The sequence below is a fragment of the Luteimonas rhizosphaerae genome, assembly GCF_002849595.1.
In the GTDB taxonomy this organism is placed as follows: Bacteria; Pseudomonadota; Gammaproteobacteria; order Xanthomonadales; family Xanthomonadaceae; genus Luteimonas; species Luteimonas cellulosilyticus.
Window position 1 is genome coordinate 50912 of record NZ_NRQR01000025.1, and the last position, 10840, is coordinate 61751.

Annotated in this window: 14 protein-coding genes; all 14 read left to right on the forward strand. The window is 68.7% G+C overall.

Annotated features, from left to right (window positions below; genetic code table 11):
• The first annotated feature begins 299 nt into the window (after positions 1-299).
• The 14 genes from CJ022_RS12570 to CJ022_RS12635 all read left to right on the forward strand — a co-directional run bounded on the left by CJ022_RS12570 (position 300) and on the right by CJ022_RS12635 (position 10839).
• Entirely contained in the window at positions 300-485 is a 186-nt protein-coding gene (locus CJ022_RS12570) for a hypothetical protein (protein WP_101926990.1), read from the forward strand.
• Positions 482-1084 carry a hypothetical protein gene (locus CJ022_RS12575; RefSeq protein WP_101926991.1) on the forward strand — a complete coding sequence of 201 codons (603 nt, stop codon included), beginning with the start codon at positions 482-484 and terminating at the stop codon, positions 1082-1084. Before CJ022_RS12570 ends, CJ022_RS12575 begins: the two co-directional genes overlap by 4 nt.
• Positions 1081-3021: a phage terminase large subunit family protein gene (locus CJ022_RS12580; protein WP_101926992.1), complete on the forward strand. Its 1941-nt coding sequence runs from the start codon at positions 1081-1083 to the stop codon at positions 3019-3021. Before CJ022_RS12575 ends, CJ022_RS12580 begins: the two co-directional genes overlap by 4 nt.
• Entirely contained in the window at positions 3002-3334 is a 333-nt protein-coding gene (locus tag CJ022_RS12585; protein ID WP_143703964.1) for a hypothetical protein, read from the forward strand. The genes CJ022_RS12580 and CJ022_RS12585 overlap by 20 nt, the downstream gene beginning before the upstream one ends.
• A 136-nt stretch (positions 3335-3470) precedes the next feature.
• Complete coding sequence (locus CJ022_RS12590; RefSeq protein ID WP_101926994.1) at positions 3471-3695, forward strand: primosomal replication protein PriB/PriC domain protein; 225 nt, start codon at positions 3471-3473, stop codon at positions 3693-3695.
• Positions 3692-5287, forward strand: coding sequence for a phage portal protein (locus CJ022_RS12595; protein WP_101926995.1), 1596 nt, complete (start codon positions 3692-3694; stop codon positions 5285-5287). The genes CJ022_RS12590 and CJ022_RS12595 overlap by 4 nt, the downstream gene beginning before the upstream one ends.
• Entirely contained in the window at positions 5287-7491 is a 2205-nt protein-coding gene (locus CJ022_RS12600; RefSeq protein WP_101926996.1) for a ClpP-like prohead protease/major capsid protein fusion protein, read from the forward strand. The genes CJ022_RS12595 and CJ022_RS12600 overlap by 1 nt, the downstream gene beginning before the upstream one ends.
• 81 nt (positions 7492-7572) lie before the next feature.
• Positions 7573-7896: a DUF2190 family protein gene (locus tag CJ022_RS12605; protein ID WP_101926997.1), complete on the forward strand. Its 324-nt coding sequence runs from the start codon at positions 7573-7575 to the stop codon at positions 7894-7896.
• Between the two features lie 78 nt (positions 7897-7974).
• Positions 7975-8499 carry a glycoside hydrolase family 108 protein gene (locus tag CJ022_RS12610; protein WP_101927136.1) on the forward strand — a complete coding sequence of 175 codons (525 nt, stop codon included), beginning with the start codon at positions 7975-7977 and terminating at the stop codon, positions 8497-8499.
• Positions 8499-8978: a hypothetical protein gene (locus tag CJ022_RS12615; protein ID WP_101926998.1), complete on the forward strand. Its 480-nt coding sequence runs from the start codon at positions 8499-8501 to the stop codon at positions 8976-8978. Before CJ022_RS12610 ends, CJ022_RS12615 begins: the two co-directional genes overlap by 1 nt.
• Complete coding sequence (locus tag CJ022_RS12620) at positions 8975-9469, forward strand: lysozyme family protein (protein WP_101926999.1); 495 nt, start codon at positions 8975-8977, stop codon at positions 9467-9469. The genes CJ022_RS12615 and CJ022_RS12620 overlap by 4 nt, the downstream gene beginning before the upstream one ends.
• The gene (locus CJ022_RS17120) at positions 9466-10026 is read left to right on the forward strand and encodes a hypothetical protein (protein ID WP_158238418.1); all 561 of its coding nucleotides are present in this window, start codon (positions 9466-9468) and stop codon (positions 10024-10026) included. Before CJ022_RS12620 ends, CJ022_RS17120 begins: the two co-directional genes overlap by 4 nt.
• Positions 10023-10361 (forward strand): hypothetical protein, encoded by a 339-nt coding sequence (locus CJ022_RS12630; protein ID WP_101927001.1) that lies wholly within the window; start codon positions 10023-10025, stop codon positions 10359-10361. Before CJ022_RS17120 ends, CJ022_RS12630 begins: the two co-directional genes overlap by 4 nt.
• A gap of 46 nt (positions 10362-10407) precedes the next feature.
• Positions 10408-10839 (forward strand): hypothetical protein, encoded by a 432-nt coding sequence (locus CJ022_RS12635; protein ID WP_143703965.1) that lies wholly within the window; start codon positions 10408-10410, stop codon positions 10837-10839.
• Position 10840: the final 1 nt, after the last annotated feature.

Below are 10840 nucleotides of genomic sequence, written 5' to 3' on the forward strand. Positions count from 1 at the left end.
CCGTGCGGGCACCTGTGCGGGCAGAAACCGCGCAACCACGCGGGTTGTGCGGCCTGTGCGGGCAAATCCACCGCGCCCGTGTAGGCGTATGCGCACACCTGCGCCCATGCGTACACCCGCGCGTGCACGTGGGTGCATGCCCGCACAGGCCGCACACGCCGCACAGCCGCGACGTGGCGCGGGTTCGCGGGCCTCGCTCCCCGCACAGGTGGCCGCACGCCCCGCCGCACAGCCGTGTCGCCTCGCGCGCGTCCCTTCCCACCCTCGTTGCTCGAAAGAAAATGGATGGAGACCCCTCGATGCAGTCGGACGGTCGGCAGCTGGATCTGGTGCGGCACAGCGACGCAGCGGTTGCGGCGGCGCACCGCCTGGCGGCCCAGACCGCGCTGCTGAATCCCTACGAGTCCCGCGAGGCGTGCGAACGCCGCGCTGCCCATCACCTGGCCGAGGCCGCGCGCCTGTCCCGCTCGGAGCCCGCCGCGTGACCGCCGCCGAGACCGCCGCCGAGACCATGGGCTTCCGCGAGTTCGCGGACCACCTGCGCGTCAAGGCCGGCTACGTCACCGAGTTGCGCAAGGCTGGGCGGCTGGTGCTGACCGACGACGGCAAGCGCGTGCGTGTGGCCGAGAGCCTGCAGCTCATCGCCGACTCCCGCGATCCCAGCCGCGCCGGCGTCGTCGCGCGCCACGCGGAAGCGCGCGGCGCCGAGGTCACCGCCCCCGCGGCGGACAGTGGCGAAGACGAGGACGACGACACGCAGACCGGCGGCATCACTGGCAGCCACGGCTGGCGCCGCGCCAAGGCCCAGGCCGACAAGGAAGAGGCCCTCGCCCGCAAGGCCCTGCGCGACGAGCAGATCGAACTCGGCACGCTGCTCGTCATCGATGAGGTCGTCGCGTCGCTGGCCACCACCATCACCACGCTGCGCACCGGGCTACAGAACCTCCGCTCCACCCTGGCGCCTTCGCTCGCCGCCGCACAGACCGAGGAACAGGTCGGCGCGCTGCTGGGCGAAGCGATCGAAAGCGCCCTCGACGAATGCGCCCGCGAGCTTCACTCCATCGCGAAGGGGAAGGCGGCATGACCGCCGCTGCCCTCTACCAGGCCGCCGCCCGCGCCATCGCGCCGCGCAAGCCCATGCGCGTCAGCGAGTGGGCAGACCGCAATCGCGTGCTGTCGCAGAAGGGCAGCGCGATCGGCGGCCAGTGGCGCAGCAGCCGCAACCCGCTGCAGATCGAGATCATGGATTGCTTCAGCGCCCGCAGCCCGGTGCGCGATGTCGTCGCCATCCTGCCCATCCAGTTCGGCAAGAGCGAGATCGAGACCAACATCCTCGGCTACACGATGTGCGAAGACCCGGGCCCGGTGATGGTCGCCTTCCCGGGCGAAGTGTCGATGAACAAGTGGATCGACCAGAAGCTCAGCCCGCTGATCGAATCCACGCCCGCCGTTTCGCGCGTGCTCACCAGCATCGCCAGTCGCGAGTCCAGCAACCGCCGGCACTTCAAGGATTTTCAGGGCGGCCAGCTGTATATCGAGCACGCCGGCAACCCGGTGCGCCTCAAGTCGACATCGGTCAAAGTCACGCTGGGCGACGAGTTCTCCAGCTTCGCCAACCTGCTGCGCGGCGGCGACGATCCCGAAGCGCTGCTCGACGGCCGCAACTCGGCATTCCCGACGACTTACAAGCGTCTGAAGGTCGGCACGCCCGAGCTGATGGGCTTGTGCCGATTGACCATGCTGTGGGAGAAGTCCGACAAGCGACTGTTCCACGTGAACTGTCCGGACTGCGGGCACGCGCAGCCGCTGGAATGGCCGGGCCTGCACTGGACGCCCGACGCTTCGCGCTGCTGGTACGTCTGCCGCGAGTGCGGCGTGGTGATCGAGGAACACCAGAAGGCGCAGCTGCTCGCCGCCGGGCAGTGGATCCCGACCGGCGACGTGCACGCGCGCATCCGTGGCTACCAGGCGAACTGCCTGTACTACCCGCTCGGCCTCGGCCCGCGCTGGCTCGACCTTGTGCACATGTGGCGCGACGCACAGGTCGACCCGGGCAAGCTGAAGACCTTCATCAACGACCGGCTGGCGGAGGCGTGGGAAGACCCTGCGATGCGCGCGGTCAAGCACAACGTCATCGCCGATCGCGTCGAGCCCTACAAGCTGCGCGTCGCGCCGGCCGGCGCCCTGGTGCTGACCGCGGGCGTCGACACGCAGGACAACCGCCTGGCCGTGCAGATCATCGGGTGGGGCAGGGGCATGACCTGCTGGATCCTCGATTACGTCGAGCTCGACGGCGACCCCGCCAACCCGGAGGTCTGGGCGAAGCTGACCGATCTGCTCAACAAGCCCATCGAGCACGAGCGTGGCGGCGTGGTCCGCGTGCAGGCCACCGCGCTCGACGCCGGTGGCCACCGCACCGAGGCCGTCAAGCACTTCGTCCGCGAGCGCCGAATCGCGCGGCCGCTGTGCATCTTCGGCGCCGTGCCCAACAACGCACCGGTGCTATCGAAAGCGAAGCTGCAGGACGTGAACTGGCGGGGCCAGCTGGACAAGCGCGGCGTGCATATCCAGCACGTCGGCACAGTGGGCATCAAGCATCTGCTCTACAGCCGCCTGTCGGCCGATGCCGACAAGCCCGTCGACGCGCGCATGGTCCACCTGTCCGATGAGCTGGAACAGTCCTACCTCGGCGGCCTGGTGTCGGAAACCTACAACCCCGCGAAGAACCGGTTCGAGAAAAAGCGCGGCGCGCCGCGTAACGAACCGCTCGACACCTGGGTCTACGCCTACGCCGCCACGCATCACCAGGAGCTGCGCTTGCACCGGTTCACCAAGGCCGACTGGGACGCCGTCGAGCTGCGCATCTGCGCCACGCCCAACGCCCCGTCGGCGAATGATTCCCGTGAAACATCGTCTGTTCGGCATCAACAAGTGCCCGCGAGTGCGATCGAGGATTCCCGTGGAACACAACAAAAGCGGCGCGCAAAGGGAGGCGTAGTCGATGGCGACTGGAATTTCTGACGTTGATCGGGATAACGACCTCACCGAGCGAATGCGCCGTGACATCCTGCGCGCCATCATCGATGGCACCGGCGTGCAGGAGCAGGTCGCATTGCCGTTCGCCAACTCGGTGCTGGCATGGCTGCAGGCCGAGCACCCAGGGCAACGCTTCTATGTGCCCGCCCCTACGAGGCAGTACGACCTGCTACAGATCGATGCCGCATTGCGTGCAGGCGAGGCGCCGCGCGCCGTCTGCCGGCAGCACCGGATCTCTGCCAGAACATTGCAGCGCCTCTTCCCCGGCGGTCTTCCGAAAGCACAAAAATCAGGTTGAAAAGACGGCGCGCGCCAACCTTTGACAGAACTTGGCGCAGGCGCATTTTTTGCGCCTTTTGAATCAGTAGTTTGCAAAACAGCCGCGCCAAGTTTTGCCAAGACTTGGCGCGGCCCGATGCCCAGCATATGTCCCCATGCCCAGCATCAATGCGCAACGCCTGCAGCTGTACCGTGACGCCGAAGCGCAGATTCTGCGCGGGCAGTCGGTGCGCATCGGCGACCGGATGCTGCAGCGGGCGGACCTGGAACAGGTGCGCACGGCCATCTCCGAATTGCAGGCGGCCGTCGATCGCGAGACCGCGTTCGCCACTGGCCGCGGCGGCCGGTTTTCGCAGGCAGACTTCGGTGGGCGCGCATGACTGCCACCGTCGCGCGTCAGCGCCTCGCCATCGTCGACAACGACCGCGCGGCGCGCGTCCAGGCCGCGCAAGCGGAAGCGGTCATCGCAAAGAAGGATCAGCAGATCCGTGTGCTGTCGTCGGTGCACGAGGCGACGCGCCCGTCGCGTAACCGTAAGCGCGCGTCCGACTGGGGCAGCGCCAACAGCATCGTCGGTCAGGACGCGCGCCAGCTGCGCACCGAGGCGCGCCGTCTGGAGCGCGACCACGATATCGCGCGCAACGCCCTCAACATCCTGCAGCAGAACACGGTCGGCAGCGGCATCGATGTCATCCCCGCGCCGCGAAAAGCGGGCGGCGAGATCGACCGCGACCTGGCGGCGAAGCTCAAGACGCTCTGGGATGCGTGGTGGGACCGGCCGGAAGTCACCAAGCGCCACGACTGGGGCAAGTGCCAGCAGCTGCTGGCCCGCAGCTTGTACCGCGATGGCGAGGTGTTCTACCAGCCGCTGATCGGGCCGGTGCCCTTCCTGCGCCACGGCACCGGCATTCCGTTCTCGATCGAGATGCTCGAGGCGGACATGGTGCCGCTGGACATGCACGACCTGGAGCGCCGCATCCGGCAGGGCGTGGAAACCAACGCCTGGGGCGAGCCCGTCGCTTACCACGTGTACAAGTCGCATCCGGGCGACGGCTTCGCCACGTTGATCGCAGAGACCAAGCGCGTCTCCGCCGACCAGCTGCGGCACGTCGCGCTGACCGACCGCATCCACCAGCTGCGTGGCCTGTCCATCTTCGCCAGCGTGATCACGCGTCTGGCCGACATCAAGGAATACGAGGACAGCGAGCGCATCGCCGCGAAGGTGGCGGCCTCGCTGTCGGCGCAGATCAAGAAAGGCGACGCGGCGGCTTACACCGGCGGTGCTTCGGCCGGCGACATGAACATCGTGGGCCAGACCGTGCTGCCGTCGGGCGATCGCGAGTACCGCGCCCTGACCATGCGCCCCGGCATGATCGCCGACGACCTGCTGCCCGGCGAAAGCATCGAGCTGATCGACAGCAAGCGGCCGAACCCCAACACCGAGCTGTTCCGCTCCGGCCAGCTGCGCGCCGCATCAGGCGGTCTGCTCGTCAGCTACAGCGGCCTCTCCCGCGATTACAGCAGCGGCACGTATTCCTCGCAGCGGCAGGAGCTGGTGGAGCAGTGGGGCGTCTACCAGACGCTCGGCGAGTTCCACATCGCAACGATCAACCGCCCGGTCTGGCGTGACTTCGTCGTCGCGTGCGTGCTGTCCAACCAGGTGCGCATGCCCGCCGGCTGGACGCTCGACGAGCTGTGCGCTGCGACCTACGTGCGTCCGGTCATGCCGTGGATCGACCCGATGAAGGAATCGCTCGCCATGGGTGAGGCCGAGGACCGCGGCTGGGTCGCGCCGCAGCAGAACATCCTGCTGCGCGGCAACGACCCGGACGAAGTCCTGCGCCAGCGGCGCGACTGGCAGCAGCAGCTCACAGACACCGGCAACGTCCCGCCGGCCCCGACCCTCGATCCCGAAGCCCGCGCACGCCTTCGTCGCGACGTGGTGTCGGCTGTCGTCACGGAGAACACCTGATGCCCGACCTGACCATCAAGCCCATTTCCTCGCGCCTGCGCGAGGCCCTTGCGTCGGCGTCCACGAAAGCGCCGGCGCCCGTCGCGTCCAAGCCCGGCAGCATGCGCGTGCTCGCCGCTGCGGCAGGCGTCGTCGAGGTGATGATCTACGGCGACATCGGCAGCAGCTGGTGGGACGACGAGTCCGTCACCGCGCGCTCGGTCGTGGACACGCTGCGCGACAGCGGCGCGACAACCATTGAAGTGCGTATCAACAGCTACGGCGGCAGCGTCAGCGACGGCGTCGCCATCCATAACGAGTTGCGCCGCCAGGCGCGCGAAGGCGTCACGGTCAATGTCACCGTCGACGGCGTGGCCTGCTCCATCGCCTCGCTGATCGCCGCGGCCGGCGACCAGCATGCGCCGTGGGGCTCGCTCTACATCGACGGCAACGCCCGCGAGATCCGCGAGCTGTCCGAAGAGTTCGCCAGCACGCTCGATGTCTTCGGCAAGGCTATGTCCGGCAGCTATGCCCGCAAGACCGGGCGCCCGGCCAGCGAGTTCGATGCCATGTGGGATGCCGGAAAGGACTACTGGTACACGGCCGAAGACGCGCTGGCCGCGGGCCTGTGCGACGAGCTGATCGACACCAACGACGCGCCCGCCGAGGAAGACACCCTCGCCGCGAACGCGCTGCTCGAAGGCCTGGTCGCGCGTGCACCCGGTCTGGCGAGGCAGATCACCGCCGCGCTGCGCGCGCCGGTCCCCGGTTCCCCAACGGCGACGGCCACGGCAGCAGCCACGGCGTCGCCCCCCCATTCGCCGGCGCCTGCCGGTGCACAGGCGGCAACGGCCGTCACCACCACCGGAGATACATCCATGCCCCAGAACAACCCGACCGGTGCGCCGACGCCGGACCAGATCAGCGCCGCGGTCCGCGATTCGATCGCGGCCATGCAGACGCGCAACGCCGAGATCAAGGCGAGCGCGGAGCCGCATTTCGGCAACGCCGAAGTCCGCGCGCTCTACGACAACGTCGTCGCTGCGGCGGATCCCACCATCACCACGGCCGATGTCAACGCGCAGATCCTGACGATCCTCGCCAAGGGCCGCGGTCCGCTGGGCGGCAACGCGGGTGAAGGCGTGGTCGTCGACGACGGCGAGAACCGCCGCGCCGGCATGGCCGAAGCCATCCAGGCGCGCATGGGCCACGGCGACGCCAAGGCGGCGGGCAACCACTTCCGCGGCCTGTCGCTCTACGACATGGCCCGCGAGTGCGCCGCCGCGGCCGGCGTCAACGTCCGCGGTATGGATCAGCTGGACGTGGTCAAGGCCGCGATCACGCACACGTCCAGCGACTTTCCGCAGCTGACCGGCGATGTCGTCAACCGCAGCGTCATGCGCGGCTACGAAAGCGTGCCGGAAGTGTTCGAGCGGTTCGTGCAGGACGTCAGCGTGCCTGACTTCCGCAAGCAGACGCTGGTCGGCCTGGGCCACTTCGTCGGTATCAAGGAAGTGCCGGAGGGCGGCGAGTACGAGTACGGCACGTTCGCCACCATGGGTCAGGAAGTCCAGCTGAAGAAGCTGGGCGGCATGTTCTCGATCACCGACGAGGCGATCATCAACGACGACCTCGGCCTGTTCAACACCGTGCCGTTCAAGATGGGCGCGGCGGTGCACACCGCCCTGGGCGATCGCGTGTTCCACCTGATCACCAGCAACCCGGTCCTCGCCGACGGCATCGCGCTGTTCCACGCCGACCATCGCAACCTGCTGACCGCCGAAGCGCCGACCACCGCCGTCATCGACAAGATGATCCGCGCGATGGCGCTGCAGAAGGACACCACCGGCGCCCGCGTTCGCGCGCGCCTGAAGTACGTCCTGGCGCCGGTCGGTCTGGGCGGCACGATCAGCACCATCCTCAACAGCGAGTACGAAGTCGGCACCACGGCGCGCAACAACACCACGCCGAACCTGGTGCGCGGCCGCTTCGAAGTGGTCGAGGATCCGCGCCTCGACGATCACAGCGCCACCGCGTTCTACGGCGTTGCCGATCCGGCATCGGCCGGCGGCATCGTCATCGCCTACCGCAACGGCGTGAAGGTCCCGCGCGTCACGCAGAAGGAAGGCTGGAACGTCGACGGCATCGAATTCAAGGTGCGCCTCGACGCCAACCCCGCCATCGGCGACTTCATCGGCCTCAACAAGAACCCCGGCGCGGCCTGACGCAAGGCCGGGCGGTCGCCCTGACCGCCCGGTACCGCGCACCTCGTCCTTCGCATCAGTCCGCCTCTCCCGGAGCACCCCATGAAGAACTTCAAGCGTCACGGCGAAACCATCGCCTTCACCGCCGCGGCAGACACGCCCAGCGGCCAGCTCGTGCTGGTCGGCGGCGTCGCGGCCATCGCCCTCAACAACGTGCTGTCCGGCCAGGTCGGCGAGGCCCGCGCCGAGGGTGTGTACGAGCTGCCGAAGCAGACCGCCACCACCGCCGCCGTTGGCCTGGATGCCTACGTCACGGCTGGCGGCAACGTCACCGGCACCGCAAGCGGCAACACCCGTATCGGCCGCTTCTGGGCCGCTGCGGTGGCGGACACGGTCACCGCGCTCGTGAAAATCAACACCCCGTAACACCTCTCTCCACCCGCGCACGCGTGCCCCGTCAGGCGCGTGCGCGGGTTGGACCTGACCACGAGTGCCGAGGCGACCATGAGCCGAGCGTTGTTCGACAAGATGATCGATCGCGTGCTGTCCCACGAGGGCGGCTTCAGCGAGGACCGCACGGACCCGGGCAACTGGACCGGCGGCCGCGTCGGTGCCGGCAAGCTGCTGGGCACCAAGTTTGGGATCGCTGCCAACACCTATCCGACGCTCGACATCCGCAACCTCACGCGGAAACAGGCGGTCGAGATCTACCACCGCGACTTCTGGCTCGCGTCGAAGGCGGATCGCCTCCCGGCCGCCGTCGCGTTCAGCGCGCTGGATGGCGCGATCAACAGCGGTGCGCGCCGCAGCATCCAGTGGCTGCAGCAGGCGGCAGGCGTCGCCGATGACGGCTTGTTCGGCCCGCGCACCGCGGCGGCCGTCGCAAAGGCGGACCCCAACGATCTGCTGCTGCGCTACAACGCAGCGCGCCTGGACTTCATGACGCGCCTCGGCAGCTGGAAGAGCCACGGCGCCGGCTGGGCGCGGCGGATCGCGCAGAATCTGCTCCATGGCGCGGCGGACAACTGATGCGCGCCGGTGCAGGGACGCGACTGGGCTTGGGCGCCGCCGGCGGCGCGGCCGTGTGGGCGTGGCTGTCGGACCCGGTGGAATCCCGTCGTTCGATCGAATGGGCGTGGACCTTCCTGCTGACGCTCATCGAGGAAGGCCCGATCTCGCTGTGGGCCGTCGTGCTGGCGGTACTGGCCGGCTGGCTGGTGACGCTGCGCGTGGGCATGCTGCCGATGCGGTGCCTGTCGCCATCCGCACATGCGGTGGTCGCGCAGCTGGCCGGCGCGGTCGCGTCGTTCACCGTGGTGTTCCTGCTGTGGCGGGAACCCATCGGCCTGATCATCGGCGCGCTGGTGGGCTTGTCGGCGCCGTACACCTGGACGCTGATTCTCATCCTGCTGGAGCTGTGCCCGGCCGCGTGGGCCAGCCGCTGGGCGGTGGAGCTGCGCGGCGAAGGGCGCCAGTTGGAACTGCCGATGAGGCGCCGTCGCCGATGAACGATCAGGCGAGCTTCGGTCATTACGTCGTCGAGGACGAGAGCCTGCGCAATGCGGTCTCCCTCGTCGAGCGCTTCGAAACCTTCCACGCGTTTCCCCATGAATCGAAGGATGGCGTCGTGATCGGATTCCTGCGACGCCTGGGCCGCCGCGGTATCTCGCTGGGGGAGGCGCGCACCATGCTGCGCGCGGACCTGACCGGGCACCTGTCAGCGCTGCGCAGTCTCATCTTCGCGCAGGGCGCCGATCGCCTTGGCTCGCCTCGCGTCGCCGTGCTGCTGCATCTGGCGCAGGTGATGGGCGTCGAGCGCGTCGTCGGCTGGCGCGACCTGTGGGACGACCTGCGGCGTGGCGATTTCGAGTCCGCCGCCAACCACCTGCTGCTCAGCGAGTGGCCCAGCCTGATCGGCGAAACGCTCAGCGAGCGCATGCGCGCTGTGGCCCTGCAGCAGATCCTGCGCACCGGGCAGATGCCGGAGCGCAAGGCGTGATCGGTTTCGTCGCCGGCAACGTGTGGTGGCTGCTGCCGCTCGTGGTGATCGCGGTCGCCGTCGTCGCGCCGGCCGCCGTGTGGCGCCTGCGTTGGCCGCTGGCGCTGGCCCTCGTCGCCATTGCGGCCGCGGTGTTCTGGCTGGACGCCAATTCCCTGCGCCAGGTGCTGGCCGAGCGCGATCGCGCCGAAGCCGTCGCCGGCTTCAAGACCGTCATCGACGTGCGCGCCACCGAGCAGGCCGGGGCGGAATCCGTTTCCCAGATCGGAGTGGCCCATGAGCAAGACCGCCTCGCTGCAGAGGATGTACCCGACGCTGTGGCTGCTGCTGTGCACGCTGGCGATCTCCGCCTGCGCCAGCAGTGGGCCGGTTGCGAGACGCGACTTCTGTCCGCAACTGCCGCCGCCGCCGCCAGCGGTGATGCGTCCGCCGCAAGCGGAGCAGAAGCTGCGGGCCGAGTTGTTCGAATCGGACGCGACGCCGACGACCAGCTCCAGGCCTGCCAGGCCACGCTGATCGAATACCGCGCCATCGCGAACGGCGAGTTGCAGCCGTGAGTCAGCGTGCCGCCCTTGCCGAGATTGACTTCGAGTTGCATGCCGCGTTCGTCGATGCCGGACTTGCGGACCTCGGCGTCTACTGGCCGCCGAATTCCCCACCGGAGGCCGTGCCGTTCGACGCGCACGTCTACGTCGACCGCGACATCCAGACGCTGGGCGACGTGCGGCAGGCGGTCGCCGGCCGCGTCGAGGTGGCCTACGTGCTCAGCCCGCTGTTCAAGCCGGAGCAGGGCGGCGTGCTGGTGGTCGACGGCGATCGCTACGAGAACGCGGCCGCGATCTCGGACGACGGCTCGCTCAGTCGCTGGATGGTGCGTCGTGCCCGCGCCTGAGCTGGAGCCCATCACCTGGCGCGCACTCGAGGCGCTGGCCGATGTCGTGCGCGGCATCACGACAGCCGCCGGATATCGCACGGAGCTGGGAGCCGGGAACGTGGTGCTGGACGACGAGGACGTCGACGGCGACGACTCCGACGAGGCCTGCATCTTCATCGACGCCACTGACATCGACCCCGCCGCCGGCGGCAAGCGCTTCGACAGTCCGACGATGGAGATCACGATCGAGTTCGTCGTGCCGCGCCGCACGGGCGTCAACGCCAAGCTGCTGGCGCACCGCGGCTGTGCCGATCTGGTGCGCGCGCTCAACTTCAAGACGACAGGCCGCGACACCAACCTGCCGCAGGGATTCGCCACGTTCGAACTCACCGGTGCGCGCTTGCGCGGCTACACCGATGAGGAAGCCAGCGCCTCGTTCGTCATCGCTCAGGTCACCGCGCGGGCGGGCCTGACGGAACTGCATTCGCCCGCTTAAC

What these genes read in the sequence shown, in the direction of transcription:
- CJ022_RS12570 (WP_101926990.1), top strand. Translation starts at nt 300, where the DNA reads ATGCAGTCGGACGGTCGGCAGCTGGATCTGGTGCGGCACAGCGACGCA.
- CJ022_RS12580 (WP_101926992.1), top strand. Translation starts at nt 1,081, where the DNA reads ATGACCGCCGCTGCCCTCTACCAGGCCGCCGCCCGCGCCATCGCGCCG.
- CJ022_RS12585 (WP_143703964.1), top strand. Translation starts at nt 3,002, where the DNA reads ATGGCGACTGGAATTTCTGACGTTGATCGGGATAACGACCTCACCGAG.
- CJ022_RS12590 (WP_101926994.1), top strand. Translation starts at nt 3,471, where the DNA reads ATGCCCAGCATCAATGCGCAACGCCTGCAGCTGTACCGTGACGCCGAA.
- CJ022_RS12595 (WP_101926995.1), top strand. Translation starts at nt 3,692, where the DNA reads ATGACTGCCACCGTCGCGCGTCAGCGCCTCGCCATCGTCGACAACGAC.
- CJ022_RS12600 (WP_101926996.1), top strand. Translation starts at nt 5,287, where the DNA reads ATGCCCGACCTGACCATCAAGCCCATTTCCTCGCGCCTGCGCGAGGCC.
- CJ022_RS12605 (WP_101926997.1), top strand. Translation starts at nt 7,573, where the DNA reads ATGAAGAACTTCAAGCGTCACGGCGAAACCATCGCCTTCACCGCCGCG.
- CJ022_RS12610 (WP_101927136.1), top strand. Translation starts at nt 7,975, where the DNA reads ATGAGCCGAGCGTTGTTCGACAAGATGATCGATCGCGTGCTGTCCCAC.
- CJ022_RS12615 (WP_101926998.1), top strand. Translation starts at nt 8,499, where the DNA reads ATGCGCGCCGGTGCAGGGACGCGACTGGGCTTGGGCGCCGCCGGCGGC.
- CJ022_RS12620 (WP_101926999.1), top strand. Translation starts at nt 8,975, where the DNA reads ATGAACGATCAGGCGAGCTTCGGTCATTACGTCGTCGAGGACGAGAGC.